The organism is Nocardioides sp. NPDC047086, from assembly GCF_040643685.1.
Lineage (GTDB): Bacteria > Actinomycetota > Actinomycetes > Propionibacteriales > Nocardioidaceae > Nocardioides.
The window spans coordinates 52,948-67,375 of the sequence record NZ_JBEYUV010000005.1; the positions used below are offsets into that span (position 1 = coordinate 52,948).

General features: G+C 68.8%; 14 protein-coding genes. 10 read left to right on the top strand and 4 right to left on the bottom strand.

Annotated elements, in window-relative coordinates:
* Positions 1-7: 7 nt before the first annotated feature.
* On the top strand, positions 8-532 hold the full coding sequence (locus ABZ796_RS05715; protein WP_357335319.1) for a hypothetical protein: 525 nt from the start codon (positions 8-10) through the stop codon (positions 530-532).
* A gap of 200 nt (positions 533-732) precedes the next feature.
* Here ABZ796_RS05715 and ABZ796_RS05720 read toward each other — a convergent pair whose 3' ends face one another.
* Positions 733-1,818: a DNA polymerase domain-containing protein gene (locus ABZ796_RS05720; RefSeq protein ID WP_357335320.1), complete on the bottom strand. Its 1,086-nt coding sequence runs from the start codon at positions 1,816-1,818 to the stop codon at positions 733-735.
* A gap of 142 nt (positions 1,819-1,960) precedes the next feature.
* Here ABZ796_RS05720 and ABZ796_RS05725 point away from each other — a divergent pair, with 142 nt between their 5' ends.
* Together ABZ796_RS05725 and ABZ796_RS05730 are read left to right on the top strand one after the other, a co-directional pair.
* Entirely contained in the window at positions 1,961-3,232 is a 1,272-nt protein-coding gene (locus ABZ796_RS05725) for a hypothetical protein (protein WP_357335322.1), read from the top strand.
* A gap of 125 nt (positions 3,233-3,357) precedes the next feature.
* Positions 3,358-4,239: a DUF4349 domain-containing protein gene (locus ABZ796_RS05730; RefSeq protein ID WP_357335324.1), complete on the top strand. Its 882-nt coding sequence runs from the start codon at positions 3,358-3,360 to the stop codon at positions 4,237-4,239.
* Between the two features lie 72 nt (positions 4,240-4,311).
* On the opposite strand, the gene ABZ796_RS05735 is transcribed toward ABZ796_RS05730, so the two are convergent.
* Positions 4,312-5,619, bottom strand: coding sequence for an MFS transporter (locus ABZ796_RS05735; RefSeq protein ID WP_357335326.1), 1,308 nt, complete (start codon positions 5,617-5,619; stop codon positions 4,312-4,314).
* A gap of 336 nt (positions 5,620-5,955) precedes the next feature.
* On the opposite strand from ABZ796_RS05735, the gene ABZ796_RS05740 reads away from it, so the two are divergent.
* The 4 genes from ABZ796_RS05740 to ABZ796_RS05755 all read left to right on the top strand — a co-directional run bounded on the left by ABZ796_RS05740 (position 5,956) and on the right by ABZ796_RS05755 (position 10,899).
* Complete coding sequence (locus ABZ796_RS05740; RefSeq protein ID WP_357335328.1) at positions 5,956-7,593, top strand: FAD-dependent monooxygenase; 1,638 nt, start codon at positions 5,956-5,958, stop codon at positions 7,591-7,593.
* A gap of 34 nt (positions 7,594-7,627) precedes the next feature.
* Positions 7,628-8,680, top strand: coding sequence for an amidohydrolase family protein (locus tag ABZ796_RS05745; RefSeq protein ID WP_357335329.1), 1,053 nt, complete (start codon positions 7,628-7,630; stop codon positions 8,678-8,680).
* Positions 8,681-8,806: 126 nt separating this feature from the next.
* The gene (locus ABZ796_RS05750) at positions 8,807-9,538 is read left to right on the top strand and encodes an IclR family transcriptional regulator C-terminal domain-containing protein (RefSeq protein ID WP_357335331.1); all 732 of its coding nucleotides are present in this window, start codon (positions 8,807-8,809) and stop codon (positions 9,536-9,538) included.
* Positions 9,539-9,603: 65 nt separating this feature from the next.
* Positions 9,604-10,899 (top strand): GNAT family N-acetyltransferase, encoded by a 1,296-nt coding sequence (locus ABZ796_RS05755; protein ID WP_357335332.1) that lies wholly within the window; start codon positions 9,604-9,606, stop codon positions 10,897-10,899.
* A gap of 4 nt (positions 10,900-10,903) precedes the next feature.
* Here the strand turns inward: ABZ796_RS05755 and ABZ796_RS05760 are convergent, their stop codons facing one another.
* Positions 10,904-11,344: a cysteine dioxygenase family protein gene (locus ABZ796_RS05760; RefSeq protein WP_357335334.1), complete on the bottom strand. Its 441-nt coding sequence runs from the start codon at positions 11,342-11,344 to the stop codon at positions 10,904-10,906.
* A 109-nt stretch (positions 11,345-11,453) separates the two neighbouring features.
* Here ABZ796_RS05760 and msrB point away from each other — a divergent pair, with 109 nt between their 5' ends.
* Positions 11,454-11,858 (top strand): peptide-methionine (R)-S-oxide reductase MsrB, encoded by a 405-nt coding sequence (gene msrB / locus ABZ796_RS05765; RefSeq protein WP_357335336.1) that lies wholly within the window; start codon positions 11,454-11,456, stop codon positions 11,856-11,858.
* Between the two features lie 3 nt (positions 11,859-11,861).
* Here msrB and ABZ796_RS05770 read toward each other — a convergent pair whose 3' ends face one another.
* Positions 11,862-12,377 carry a nitroreductase family protein gene (locus ABZ796_RS05770; protein WP_357335510.1) on the bottom strand — a complete coding sequence of 172 codons (516 nt, stop codon included), beginning with the start codon at positions 12,375-12,377 and terminating at the stop codon, positions 11,862-11,864.
* A 189-nt stretch (positions 12,378-12,566) separates the two neighbouring features.
* On the opposite strand from ABZ796_RS05770, the gene ABZ796_RS05775 reads away from it, so the two are divergent.
* Positions 12,567-13,295 (top strand): HAD family hydrolase, encoded by a 729-nt coding sequence (locus ABZ796_RS05775; protein WP_357335337.1) that lies wholly within the window; start codon positions 12,567-12,569, stop codon positions 13,293-13,295.
* Positions 13,295-14,188, top strand: coding sequence for an aminotransferase class IV (locus ABZ796_RS05780; protein WP_357335339.1), 894 nt, complete (start codon positions 13,295-13,297; stop codon positions 14,186-14,188). Before ABZ796_RS05775 ends, ABZ796_RS05780 begins: the two co-directional genes overlap by 1 nt.
* The last annotated feature ends 240 nt before the right edge of the window (positions 14,189-14,428 follow it).

Below are 14,428 nucleotides of genomic sequence, written 5' to 3' on the forward strand. Positions count from 1 at the left end.
CGGACACATGAGTTACGACGTCGTTCTCCTGGTCGAGCAGGCAATCACCCTCGACGACGCGACCCGGGTCCACTCCCTCCACGAGGGAGTCGAGGACCCGGTCTACCACGTGCTGCTGCCCTTGGAGGATGCCGCGGCCCGGATCGAGTCGGCGATGGGCACGCTCAGCGCCGCCGAATACCTCGGCTCGGCGATGATGATGAACGAGATCGACCTCGACGCGGTGCGCGAAGAGGCGAAGGACGAGGCCGAGAAGGCGCTCGAGCAGACCTTGAAGGTCCTCAAGACCTCCGGCGCCTCGGCCCACGGCGAGCTCGTCCAGGACCCGGTCAAGGCGCTGCGTGCCAAGGTCGCTGCGGTCGACGGCCGGGAAGCGATCATCATGACCCGACCGCACGTGGTCGCGGAGTTCTTCCACGTCGACTGGACCCACCAGGCCCGGCGCCATCTCCATGTCCCGGTGCTGCACCTGATCGAGCACGAGAACTTCGACGAGCAGGCCGGCGAAGGCGAAGGCATCACCGGAATGTGAGGGGTTTCGTCCGCGTGACAGTCGAAGTCCGCCGACGTGACAGCCGACACACCAAAGGTTACCGCTCTGTTACCGGCTTCACGTGGCAGTTGTGGGCCGCATTCGCCTAGGATCTTGGGGTTCGCTGTTCCGGGGGGATCCAGCGACAAAGAAGTGCCTGCTCGTGCGATCGGGGGATCCGCGCTGAGCAGGCACTTCTGCTATTTGTCGCCGATCCGGTTGCCTTCCTGGTCCCAGTGCGCGGCAACCTTCTTGCTCGGCTGTACCCGTGGCGGCTCCCCCGGCATCTTCGGGTAGTCGGGCGGGAAGTTGAGCTCGCCTCCGGGCAGGTTCTCCCAGAGCTCGAGCAGGGGCGTGAGGTCGTACGCCTCGTCGTCGATCTGCGCCCAGCGGTCGCCGTCGGCGAGGAGGTCGGGGACGGTGAAGAGGTTGAGCTCGCGCGGATCCTTCAGGTCGGCCAGCTCGTCCCAGGTGACCGGCGTGGAGACCGGGGCGCCGGGCTTGGGGCGCAGCGAGTAGGCGCTCGCGATGGTCCGATCCCGGTTGTTCTGGTTGAAGTCGACGAAGATGCGCTCCCCCCGCTCCTCCTTCCACCACGAGGTCGTCACTCCCCCGTCGCGACGCTCCAGCTCACGCCCGAACCCGATCGCGGCATGACGCAGCTCCTCGAAGGTCCACTCCGGCCGGATGCGTACGTAGATGTGTACGCCGCGGTTGCCGCTGGTCTTCGCGAAACCGCGCAGACCGAGCTCCTCGAGGGTCTCCCGGGCGACGCCAGCGACCCGCACCGCGTCGGCGAAGTCGGTGCCCGGCTGGGGGTCGAGGTCGATGCGCAGCTCGTCGGGGTGATCCACGTCAGCGCGCCGGACCGGCCAGGGGTGGAAGGTGAGTGCGCCCATCTGGGCGCACCAGACCGGGACCGCGGGCTCGGTCGGGCAGATCTCGCGCGCCTTCCGCCCACTGGGGAAAGTGATCTCGACCTCCTCCAGATAGTCGGGGGCGCCCTTGGGCGTGCGCTTCTGGTAGAAGCCGTCGCCTTCCTTGTCGGTGGGGCCGGTGGCCAGCTTCATCCCCTCGCGCCAGCCGTCGGGCCAGCGCTCCAGAGCGGTCGGACGCTCCCGCAGCGCCCGCATCAGCGGGTCGCCGACGGTCGCGAAGAACTCCGCGACCATCAGCTTGGTGACCTCGGGGGTGCGGTCGGTCGCCTCGTAGATCACTCGGTCGGGGCTGGAGATCCGCACCTCGCGCTCGCCTGCCCGCACGTGTGCCGCCGGTGTCTTCGCCATGGCGTCAACCTAGCCCGCTCCGGGCCGCTCCCCCAGCGAAATCGCCCGGAGGACATCCCCAGACGCACTGGTCAGCACGCCCCGAATCCGACATGATCCGCTTCAACGTACGGCAACCGCCACGATCTCGGAGGACCCCCGCATGTCGACTCGTACCACGACACTGACCGCAGCCACGGCGGCGCTAGCCGCCGCCATCACCCTCGGCCTCACCGGCGCGCCCGCGACCGCGACCGCGAACACCGACCCGGAGTGCGGGACCCTCGCCTCGCCCGAGACCCGGGTGGAGCACACCCGGCTCACGGACCCGGCGGTCACCGACATCCTGGCCCGCTCCGGGTTCGATGACGTCGCCGGCGCGGTGCGGACGGCCGTCTGCGACGCGGCCAGCAGCAGGGCCGCCACCGTCGCAGCCCGGATCGCCGGCCGGGCGCTGTGGCAGCGCGCGGTCGACCGGGTGCAGGGGCGCGGCGACGCCGGTGGCGACCTGCCGCGCAGCGACGACCGGCCGCTCTACTGGGCACGCCTCGCGGGCGAGCTGGAGATCGCGCGGGTCGCGCCTGCGTACCGGTCCTGGTCCGAGGACGCCCGGGCGAAGGTGCTGGCCGCCTTCGACCGGAGCTCGCGCGGGATCGAGTCGACCACGTTCGCGCGGGGCGAGCCCGGTCGGTCGCGGCAGGTGCTGGCCTCCGGCTTCGACCCGTTCACCCTCGACCGCAACATCCGCCAGTCGAACCCGTCCGGGGCGACGGCGCTGGCGATGGACGGCCGGGTCGTCCGGACGGCCAAGGGTCCCGTCGAGATCCAGACCGTGGTGTTCCCGGTGCTGTGGGAGCCATTTGCGCAGGGCACCGTCGAGCGCGCCTTCCTGCCGCACCTGGTCCCCGGCAAACGCGACGTGGACACCGCCGTCACCATCAGCCAGGGCCGCGCGGGCCGGTTCGACCTGGAGGTCTGGAACGGCGCCCATCGCGGCACCTTCCCCGACAACGACCGGGTCAGCGTCAACGAGACGGCTCCGATCCCCGAGGACGTACCTCATGCCGACCCGCAGCCGCAGTGGACCCGGACCACGCTGCCGGTCCAGGCGATGAAGGCGGCCGTGCCCGGCACCTTCCCGGTGAACATCAACCGGGTCGTCACCGAGATCCCGGCCGGATCGACCGCGCCGGTCACCCGGGAGGACCCGACGCCGGGCTCAACGGCGGTCGCCGGTGGCGGCGGTGACTACCTGTCCAACGAGTCGGCCTACCGCACCACCGCCCTGCGCGATGCGCTCGGGGTCGAGACCAAGCAGGGTCACATCCACGTGCCGATCCTCGACGGCGACGCCAACGGCGAGCCGCTGGCCGACATGCGGGCCGACATCGTGGCGCAGACCCTCGACCTGGTGGCGGCTGCGGCGACGAGCTGACCGCGCAGTGCCTACTCCAGAGATGGCCCGAAGGAACCAGCCGGGTCCTGCACTGTTTTCATGCCCCCGGGCGTACTAGGGGCATGAAAACAGCAAAGGTCAGGCCTATCTCGGGTGCGGCCCTTGTGATCGTCAGCATCTTCGCCCTCAGCGCCTGTGGCGGGTCAGGTGGATCCAACGACTCCTCCGCCGACTCGGGATCGGTCGAGTCGCTCGCCGACACGTCGGCCGGGAAGGCGGCTCCGGAGGTAGCCGCGGAGGATGCGGACGCGGCGACACCCAAGCAGGCCGTCACGAAGGCCTCGATCATCTCCACCGGCTCGGTCGCGCTCAGCGCGAAGGACGTCGGGAAGACGCGTACGCAGGTTCAGCACGTCTCCGACAAGTACGCCGGGCAGGTCACCGAGCAGCAGACCAGCGACAGCGACGAGGACGGCGCCGAGGAAGGTCTCAGCCATGCCCGCATGGTCCTGCGGATCCCGTCGAAGTCGTTCGCCGACGCGATGGCCGACCTCGAGGACACCGCCACCCTGGTCGACTCCAGCACCACGTCCACCGACGTCACGACCGAGGTCGTCGACACCGAGGTGCGGGTGAAGAACGCCCGGACGAGCATCGAGCGGATCCGTACGCTCCTCGCCCGCGCGGAGGCGATCGGTGATGTCATCGCGATCGAGTCCGAGCTCGCGCGGCGGGAGGCCGACCTCAACTCGCTGCTCGCCCAGCAGGCGGCCCTCGAGGACCAGACGTCGCTGTCGACCATCACCGTCGACATCGACCGAGCCGGTCCCGGTGGCTCCTCCGACGACGACCCCGGCTTCCTGGCCGGGCTGAGCGCCGGCTGGGACGCGCTGGGCGACTCGGCCCGTGTGCTCGCGGTCGCCCTCGGCGCGGTCATCCCGTGGGTGCCGGTCGTCCTGCTCGTCGGTCTTGCCGTCTGGGTGCTCGTGCGGCGGCGACGTACGACCTCGGGGGTCGCACCCGCGGAACCGGCCAAGCCCGCCTGATTCGTCAGCGGACTCGACCGGACACCGAAGGCCCGTTCAGATAGATGGACGGGGCTTCCTCGGGCCAACCAGTCAGGTGGCGTCGCCCATCAGCCGCCGCGCATCTCGCGGCGGGTTGAAGAGGGCGAGCGCCGCGACACCTCCCAGGGCCGCGAGGACACCGAGCGAGGCGAGACCGCGACCCCAACCGGTGGCGGGGTCCGGCGCAGCGTCGACGATGTAGCCCACGACCGCGGGCGTGATCAACGCGCCGAAGTAGTGGATGCCCATGAAGATCCCGAGGATGGCCGAGGTCTGGCGCGGTGGGCAGATCTCGGAGATACCGGCCGTCAGGAGCGGGTTGGAGATGTTGATCAGCGAGAACCCGACGATGTAGAACGCTACTGCCACCCACTGGCTGGGCTGCGTGAGAAGGAACCCGAAGAACGCTCCCCCGACGATGAGGACGACACCGGACAGGATCCCGCGAACCAGACGGGACGAGCTCCCGTGCTGGATGGCACGGTCGGTCACCAGGCCCGTGGGCAGCGCTGTCAGCAGCGTGAAGACGCCCACAACACCCAGCAGCGATCCGGCCACCGTCTGGGAGAAGCCGACACCCACCTCGAAGTACGTCGGGAGGAAGGTGATCATCGCCGAGATGATGCTGTATGTGGCGAACATGGCTGTCGAAGCACCGATGAACGTACGCGTCAGGAGGACCTTCCGCAGCGGGACGTCCGGCCCCTCTGCAGCCCCGGCGCCCTCACCGGCCGCGGAGGCACGGCCGTAGGGGCCGTCCTTCCACAGCGGAATCCAGATCAGGACCCAGGCGATCGTCATGATCGCCAACAGACCGAAGGCCCAACGCCAGCCCCACTGCGCGATGATCAGCGCCAGCACCGGCGCCAGCGCGATCTTGGCAACCGAGGGCATGCCGGTCGCGATCGTCGAGGGGAAGCCGCGCTTGGCGTGGGGGTGCCAGGAGTAGATCGCGCCGACGAGCAGCGCGCCCGCGGGCCCCTCGCCGAGGCCGAGGACGACGCGCGCGGCCAAGAGCAGGGCGAATCCGCCGACGGCCAGCATCGGAGCGAACATGGCCAGCGCCCAGGTGGTCACCAGCAGGGCGAGAGCCCACTTCGCGCTGAACCTCTTCTGCAGGGCGCCTGCAAAGAAGCCGCTGATCGCGAAGGCGAGGTAGAAGGCGCTGCCGAGGAGGCCGATCTGCGCCGTAGTCAGGCCGAACTCTCTCGCGAGCGGCTGCGCGGCCAGGCCGAGGACTGCCTTGTCGGTCCAGTTCAGCGCGTACAGGAACAGCAGGAGGCTCGTGTAGCCCCAGGCCGTCGTCGGGCGCGGGGCGGCGTCGCGCTGCGGCGTCTGACTCTGCGGAGACAGTGTCATTGGATGCATAACCTCACTCGTTCCAGGAAAGCGGGACCGTCGGTGACCGACGCGCGAATTATCAGATATCGAGAATGCACTCTTAATTGATGGAACGACCGTAGAGTGATTGACATCACACGTCAATAGGCGTCCCGAACTTCTCCGCCCACACGCCAGCGAGCCCCGGGCGGCCAGCCGACCCAGGCACACCTAGCCGTTCAAGGGTTGACGCCCATCCCGCGAATCCCTACAGTCCTCTCAAAATCAGATAATCGATTCTCCGTGAGCGAGAATCTGGCCGGATCGCGCAAACATCAGGTCGCATCCAGCTCCTTCAGAGAGGTAGCCAGCACAGTGAACACGTACGACGTCGTGGTCGTCGGGGCCGGTCCCGTCGGCCTCACGCTCGCCATCGAGCTCGGGCAGCGAGACAAGCGAGTCCTGGTGCTGGAGAAGCGCCCGAAGCTCGGCAAGCTCCCGAAGATGGAGCGCTGTAACGCCCGTACGATGGAGAACTTCCGCAGGATGGGCCTCGCCGACCGCATCCGGGCCGCAGGCCTCGACAACGACATGCCGATGGACGTGTTCATCTGCGACGAGGACCTCACCCGGATCCCGCTGGTCCACCACGAGTACCCGTCGGTCAACGAGCTCAAGAAGCAGTACGCCCAGGTCAACGACGGCACGAAGCCGGCCGAGCCGTACCAGCTGATCTCCCAATACACACTCGAGCCGCTGCTCGTCGAGGTCTTGGGCGGGCTCGAGAACGTCGACGTGGTCTTCGACCGCGAGGTCGTCTCCTACGACGAGCACGAGGACCGGGTCGAGGTCACCAGCAAGTCCTCCGACGGCACCGAACACGCGGTCGCCGGCACATTCCTCGTCGGTTGCGACGGCGCGTCCAGCACGATCCGCCGCCAGCTCGGGTTCGAGCTCGAGGGTGAGTCCCTGCTGGAGATGCACCAGGCCCTCTTTTACTCCGAGGACCTGCTGAGCAAGATTCCGATCGGCATCGGCCGCCACTACCACGTGGCCGACGACAAGTCCTCCTTCATGATCGTGCAGGATGACAAGCGGCACTTCTCCCTGCACGCCACGGTCGCCACCGACGAGGAGATGGCTCCGCTGTTCGAGCAGATCGTCGGGGTCCCGTTCGAGTACGAGACGCTCTATGTCGGCTCCTGGCGCCAGCGCCTGATGCTCTCCTCCGGGTACGCCAGGGGCCGGGTCTTCACGGCCGGCGACGCCGCCCACCTGGTGATCCCCACCGGCGGCCTCGGCATGAACACCGGCCACGGCGACGCCGTCGACCTGGCCTGGAAGCTCGCCGCCGCCCTCGATGATTGGGCAGGCCCGCAGCTGCTGACGAGCTACGAGCAGGAGCGTCGCCCGATCGGCGCACGCAACATCGCGGCGTCTCGCAAGGCCACCATGGGCCGCCGCAAGTGGCGCGGCCTGTGGAGCCCGGAGATCACCGAGCGCAACGACGCCGGCGAGAAGAAGCGCCTGGAGGTGGCCGAGGTCGCCGACGCCGAGCAACGCTGGAGCAACGACCTCTACGGTATCGAGATGGGCTACGGCTACCTCGGCTCGCCCATCATCGACTACGGCGTCGACTACCCGGTCGAGGACCTCGGCCTGGATTTCTCCTACACACCGCGCTCGATCCCCGGCTTTCGCCTGCCGAACGTACGCGTCAACGACGGAGTCTGCATCCAGGACATGGTCCCGCGCGAGTTCACCGTGCTGAGCGTGGGCGTTCCCGCCGCGGGTGCCAAGGAGGTCGTGAACGCGTTCGCCGCTGCCGGTGTCCCCATAAGCACCGTCGAGGTTGACGACGACGCCGCCGTCGAGACGTACGGCGTGGGCCACATCCTCGTCCGTCCAGACATGCACATCTCCTGGCGCGGCCAGGACGTCCCCGCGGACGCCGACTCCCTCGTCGCCCTGGTGACCGGCCACAAGGCTCCGGTCGCGACGAGCGCCAACTGAAACGACGACCATCAACAACGCAAAGGAAGACTCGATGACCAACGACCTGCCGAACGCCCCGTACCGACGCATCGCCGTCGAGGAGGGCTGGGGCTGCCAGGAGATGTTCGACGTCTACCGGAAGTTCCTCTCGGACTACCCGCAGGACGACCCCAGCTTCATGAGCTTGATGGGCTACTACGCCCTGGGTGAGGGCGAGCGCCCGGAGTCGGTTCGCAAGCGTCTGATCGACACCCCCACCCGTCTGGCCGAGATGGACGCCTCCGGCATCGACCACCAGATCCTCTCGCTCACCTCCCCGGGTACGAACCCGCTGGCCGCCAAGGAGGCGATCTGGCTCTCGACCCGCGCGAACGACGCGATGGCCGCCGTCATCGCCGAGCACCCGACCCGATTCTCCGGCTTGGCCGCGGTGCCGTTCACGGCCGCCGACGCCGGTGCGGCCGAACTCGAGCGTGCGGTGAACGAGCTGGGCTTCAAGGGCGCCATCCTCAACTCGCACGTACGTGATGAATACACCGACACCGAGCACTACATGTCGTTCTACGAGGCCGCCGCGAGCCTCGGTGTGGCCGTCTACCTGCACCCGAACGGCCCCTCGCAGGGCCTCTTCAAGCCGTTCCACGACCGCGGTCTGGACGGGTCAATCTACGGGTTCGGCGTAGAGACCGGCCTCCACCTGCTGCGCCTGGTGGTCTCGGGCGTCTTCGACCGGTTCCCGGATCTGACGATGGTCGTGGGTCACCTCGGCGAGGCGCTGCCATTCTGGCTCAACCGGATCGACTACATGTACGAGCGGCAGATCAAGACCGGTCGCTACCCGCACGTGAAGCCGCTGCCGAAGCTGCCCTCTGAGTACCTCAAGACCAACGTCTGGTACACCACCTCCGGCATGCCGTGGCAGGAGGAGGTCATGTTCACCCGCACGATGGTGGGCGCCGACCGGGTCATGTACGCGATGGACTACCCCTACCAGTACGAGCCGGCCCAGGTGGCGCTGCAGGACTCGCTGCCGATCTCGGACGAGGAGAAGTTCGAGTTCTTCGAGGGCATCGCGACCCGCGTGTTCACGTTGAACCTTTCCTGATAGGCCGAGAGTTGATCGACACCTCTGGTGGGGCCTCCCGATACGGTGAGGCCCCACGAGGCATGCTGTAACACCACGCCAGCCGACATCGAGCGCGCGCTGGCCTCGAGACTTGGGAGGACGCAGGTGGCAACGCAGGGCGAGACAGGCGGTTCCAGCAGCTCGAGAAAGGTTCTCGAGATCCTGCTCGCCTACTCCGCCGAGCGCACCGAGCTCTCCGTCCCCGAGATGTCCGAAGCCATCGGCGCGAGCACCCCGTCGACCTACCGTTATCTCTCTTTGCTCAAGAGCCTCGACCTTCTCGTGGAGGGACGACCCGGGCGCTACCACCCGACCGCGCGGATGATCCCGATCGCTCGAGCCGCCCAGTTGACCAACGCTCTAGCGCAGGTCGCTGCTCCGCTGTTGAAGGAGGCGATGGAGGAGATCGGCGAAACGGTCATGCTCATGCAGCAGTCCGGCGAGGTCCTCGTGTGCACCGCCGTAGCCGAGTGTCGGCACTCGATGCGGTTCACCATCCCCCAGGGGCGCATCGTCCCGTTCAGCCAGGGCGCTTCCGGGAAGATGGCGGCGGCACTGGCCGCCGACGCCGGGCGCCCCCAGGGCAACCTGAGTGCCGATGCGTCGCGTGAGATCGAGCAGATCCTGGCTCAGGGCTATGCGACCAGCGTCGCGGAGATCGACGAGGGGGCCTGGGCCTGCAGCTTTCCGGTCCTGACCGTTCCCAACGACCTGGCCGTGCTCTCCTGCGCCGGCCCCGAGTCGCGCATGTCGGCCGAGGTCCAGGCCCGGGCGAAGGAGACCCTGCGGGAGAGCGCTGCGCGGATGAGCGAGCTCGCCTCAGGGATAGTGCTGTAGCCGCAGCCTGGCCAGCGGAGACAAACCGGTCGCGAGGGCCTGGCGAAGCGGCGTACGTTCTGACCATGAGCGCGCTCGAGCACCCCGGCCTCGTCTTCCGCAGCCTCGACCCCTTCGATGGGGACGATGCCCTGCTGAAGGGGTGGTACGAAGCGACACGGCGGGGCTTCCACCAGTCCCGAGGCAACGACGACGGCATCCAGGTCTGGCGCGACCACACCCGCAACGACTCGGTCACGCTGCTGGGCGCATGGGCGGAGAGCACGGAGTTCGCCTCGGCCACGATCCCGGTCGCGACGTTCTCGTCCTGGACCTCGCCGATCAACGTCGGCGGTGGCACCAGCCTGCCGGCGCTGCTGATCAGCGACGTGACCGTCTCCCCCACCCACCGGCGCCAGGGCCTGCTGCGCAAGCTGATGACGGTCTCGCTGGCCGACGCGGTGGCCGCGGGCGTGCCGCTGGCGGCGCTGACCGTCTCGGAGGGCTCGATCTACGGTCGCTTCGGGTTCGGCACGGCCACTCATCTGCGCCAGGTCGAGGTCGATGTGACCGCGAAGTTCCGCTACCGCTCCGAGGTGCCTGACGACGACGGGTCGGTGACGCTCGTCGAGCCGGCCGAGGCCTGGAAGACGGTCGCCGAGATCTACGCCACCTTCCAGGAGCGCACCCGCGGCTCGGTCACCCGGCCGCAGTTCTACGAGCCATGGCTCTCCAGCGGCTACGACTTCGACGGTGACTCGAAGGGCGAGTCGAAGCAACGGGCCGTGCTGCACCTGGACGCCTCCGGGACACCCGACGGCTATGCGATCTACAAGACCGCCGACGAGCGCAACGACTCCGGGCTGCGGATGGCGCGCGTCGTCGACCTGGTCGCGCTCACCCCGGCGGCCTACCTGCGGCTGTGGCGGTTCCTCGCCGACATCGACCTCGTCGAGCGGGTGGCGTGGCGCAAGGCGCCGGTGCAGGACCCGCTCTACTGGGCGCTCGCCGAGCCGTTCGCGGTCAGGAACGCCGAGCTCGACGACATGCTGTGGATGCGCGTCCTCGATGTCCCGGCAGCCCTGCAGGCCCGACCCTGGTACGCCCCCGGCGAGATCGTCCTCGGCGTCGAGGACCCGCTCGGGCACGCTGCCGGTGCCTGGCGGGTCGCGGTGCGCGACGGCCGCGCCGAGGTCGCGCCGACCGATGCCGCGCCGACCGTGGAGCTGGCCGCGGACACCCTCGGCGCGCTGTATCTCGGTGGCGTCGACGTACGCACCCTGGCGGCCGCCGGCCGGATCACGGGCTCACCCGAGGCGATCGAGACCTGGGCGGCGATGGCCGACGGCGGCCCGCTGCCCTATTGCATCACCGGCTTCTGACCCGTCAGGGGCGACCGGGCTCGGCACCGATCAGGGTGATCCGGTCGCCGCGAAAGTGGTAGTGGTGCATCGCGTCCAACCGCGGCGAATAGGCGTGCAGGCTGAACGCCGGGCGCGAGCCGACGTTGCGTACGTCATGGACGTGGCCGGCGTCGTGCGCCCGGGCGTCGCCGGGGCCGACGTCGGCGATCTGCAGACCACCGAGCCAGTTGTGCTCGACCAGGCTGCCGGTGAGCACGGTGAAGGCGGTGGTCGCGGTGCCATGGTCGTGGAAGCCGGTGCTGGCGCCCGGGGCCCAGGCGATCAGCCAGACCTCGACCTCGTCGTCGCGGTGGAGCAGGTGGAACTCGCGCCCGGTCTCGGGCACCTGCACCCCCGCAAGCAGGTCGTCGTCGGCGTAGGTGCGGATGGCGTCCAGCAGGGGCTGTATGGCAAGGGCGGTCAAGGTGGCCTCCTCCAGAAGCGTCGTGGATTTAAGTATAGTAGATTGCTCGACTTCGGCAATGACTCTGACAATGGCGGGGCGCTCCCACACCAGACGTACCATTTCAACCATGGGTTACAACGTGGAGAAGTCCGACGAGGAGTGGCGCGCAGAGCTGTCGCCCGAGGAGTACGCGGTGCTGCGCCAGGCAGGCACCGAGCGGGCGTTCACGGGTGAATACACCGACACCGAGACCAAGGGCGTCTACTCGTGCAAGGCCTGCAAGGCCAAGCTGTTCGAGTCCGACACCAAGTTCCACTCCGGGTGCGGCTGGCCGTCGTTCTACCAGCCGATCTCGGACACGATCGAGTACATCGAGGACAAGTCGCACGGGATGGACCGGGTGGAGGTCCGCTGCGCCAACTGCGGCTCCCACCTCGGCCACGTGTTCCCCGACGGCTACGGCACCCCGACCGGCGACCGGTTCTGCATCAACTCGATCTCGATCTCGCTGGAGCCTGCAGACCAAGCCTGAGGCTCACCATCCGTCGACATGGATGATCGGGTCGAGGTCGCGCCGCGGCCCCGGCTTGAAGTCGGTCCCCACGGTGTAGGCGACCGGCAGGAGCACGCCCTGGTGCACGTTCTCGGGCAGGCCCAGGACGTCGGCGACCTCGCGCTCGTAGCCGAGGTGGAGGGTTGTCCAGGTCGTGCCGAGACCCCTGGCTCGCAGCGCGAGCGCCAGGCTCCACGCGGCCGGGAGCAGTGAGCCCCACAGGCCGGCCTGGTTGCCCTCCGGGAGGCCGGGTACGTCGCGCTCGATCGCGGCGATCACCTGCACCGGCACGCGCCCCATCACCTCGCGCAGGTAGACGGAGCTGGAGCTGAGCCGGGCGCCGGCAGCGTCAGCGGGCTCCTCCCGCCCGGCGTACGCCTCGGTGTGCGCGCGTGCGTAGAGGTCGCCGACCTGCTGCTTGAGCGCGGGGTCGGTGACCAGGACCCAGTGCCAGCGCTGGTTGTTGCTGCCCGAGGGCGCCTGGACGGCGATCTCGATCGCCTACCGGACGACGTCGAGCGGCACGTCGCGGTCGAGGTCGAGGCGCTTGCGTACGGCTCGGGTGGTGGTGAGCAGCTGGTCGGGGTCGAGCGGCAGGAGTTCGGTCATGCTGGATGGACACCGGCAGCACGGTCGATATTCCGCGGCTCGCCGGACAGGGTCGCCGAACCTGGATAGCGTGGCGCCGTGACTGTGCGGATCGCGATGTGGTCGGGCCCGAGAAACCTGTCCACGGCATTGATGCGCTCGTTCGAGAACCGGCCCGACTGCACGGTCGTCGACGAGCCGCTGTACGCCGCTTACCTCTCCGCCACCGGCCTGGATCATCCGGGCCGTGACGACGTGCTCGCCTCCCAGCCGAACGACTGGAGGGTCGTGGCCCAGGAGATCACGTCCGGCCCGGTCGGATCGGCGGTGCAGTACCAGAAGCACATGACCCACCACCTGCTCCCCGAGATGGACCACGGCGCCTTCGCCGGGCTCTCGCACGCGTTCCTCGTCCGGGACCCGGAGCGGGTGCTGACCTCCTACGCGAAGGTGCGTGAGGAGCCGACGCTGGAGGACCTCGGGCTGCCGCAGCAGGTGGCGCTCTTCGAGGAGTTCGGCGGGCCGGTGGTCGACGCCGCCTCGATCCTGGCCTCGCCGCGGGCTTCCCTGACGGCGCTGTGCGAAGCCCTGGGGATCGGCTTCGACGAGGCGATGCTGTCGTGGCCGGCGGGCCGGCGCGACTCCGACGGGGTGTGGGCCCCGCACTGGTACTCCGGCGTGTGGGCCTCGACCGGGTTCGCCGCCTCCTCCCCCGGCGCCGGCGACCCGCTGCCCGCGCGCCTGGCGCCGCTGCTGGAGCGCTGCCTGCCCTACTACGATCGTCTCGCCCCCTATGTCATGGCTCCTCGAGTCGAGATTGGTGACTGATGCTGCAGACGTACGACCCCCGCAACGACGACCTCCAGGTCTGGATCAACGGCGAGCTGACGCACCGCCTGGAGGCGCGGATCTCACCGTTCGACTCGCTCACTCAGGGTGGCGACGGGGTCTGGGAGGGCCTGCGGCTCACCCAGGGACGCATCTTCAAGCTCTCCGAACACCTCCTTCGGCTGCGGCGCTCGGCGCGGGCCCTGGCCTTCTCCGACATCCCGTCCGACGAGTTCATGACCCAGGCGATCCGCGAGTGCGTGGCCGCGAACGAGATGCGCGACGACGTCCACATCCGGCTCACGCTCTCGCGCGGCGTGAAGGTCACCTCCGGCATGGACCCGCGGCTCAACCAGTCGGGTCCGACGCTGATCGTGCTGGCCGAGTTCAAGTCGCCGGTCTACGACGACTCCGGGATCACGCTGATCACCGCGGCCCAGCGTCGCCCGCGCGCCGACATGCTCGACCCGAAGATCCACCACAACAACCTGATCCCCTCGATCCTGGCCAAGGTCGAGGCCAACAACGCCGGCGCCGACGACGCGCTGATGCTCGACGATGCGGGCTTCGTCGCCGAGACCAACGCCACCCACTTCTTCCACGTACGCGACGGGGTGCTGCGCACCTCGACGACCCGCGCGTGCCCCGAGGGGATCACCCGCGCCACCGTCCTCGACCTCGCCGCCGACCTAGGCCTGCCGGTGGACGTCGGTGACTTCTCGCTCACCGACGCCCACACGGCCGACGAGGCCTTCGTCACCGGCACCATGGGTGGCATCACCCCGGTCGTCTCGCTCGACGGCCGCCCGATCGAGCGCGGGCCGGTGACCCAGCAGCTCGCCAAGGCGTACGCGGACCTGCAGGCGACCACCGGGACGGTCGTCGCGGGCTGAATGCCGACCGAGGTGACTCGGCGAGCAGGCTGGATGCCGACCGAGGTAACTCGGCGAGCGTGCTGGATGCCGACCGAGGTAACTCGGCGAGCGGGCTGGATGCCGACCGAGGTAACTCGGCGAGCGGGCTGGATGCCGACCGAGGTAACTCGGCGAGGGCGCACTTCCTTCGTGGAGTTCCACGAAGGAGGCGACCGCTCACCGAGTTACCTCGGTGAGCAGTCACCCGCCGACCGAGTT

Bases quoted from the DNA above. Each gene is read 5' to 3' on its own strand.
- ABZ796_RS05735 (WP_357335326.1), bottom strand. From the start codon at position 5,619: ATGACACTGTCTCCGCAGAGTCAGACGCCGCAGCGCGACGCCGCCCCG.
- ABZ796_RS05715 (WP_357335319.1), top strand. From the start codon at position 8: ATGAGTTACGACGTCGTTCTCCTGGTCGAGCAGGCAATCACCCTCGAC.
- ABZ796_RS05720 (WP_357335320.1), bottom strand. From the start codon at position 1,818: ATGGCGAAGACACCGGCGGCACACGTGCGGGCAGGCGAGCGCGAGGTG.
- ABZ796_RS05780 (WP_357335339.1), top strand. From the start codon at position 13,295: ATGCTGCAGACGTACGACCCCCGCAACGACGACCTCCAGGTCTGGATC.
- ABZ796_RS05745 (WP_357335329.1), top strand. From the start codon at position 7,628: ATGACCAACGACCTGCCGAACGCCCCGTACCGACGCATCGCCGTCGAG.
- ABZ796_RS05755 (WP_357335332.1), top strand. From the start codon at position 9,604: ATGAGCGCGCTCGAGCACCCCGGCCTCGTCTTCCGCAGCCTCGACCCC.
- msrB (WP_357335336.1), top strand. From the start codon at position 11,454: ATGGGTTACAACGTGGAGAAGTCCGACGAGGAGTGGCGCGCAGAGCTG.
- ABZ796_RS05725 (WP_357335322.1), top strand. From the start codon at position 1,961: ATGTCGACTCGTACCACGACACTGACCGCAGCCACGGCGGCGCTAGCC.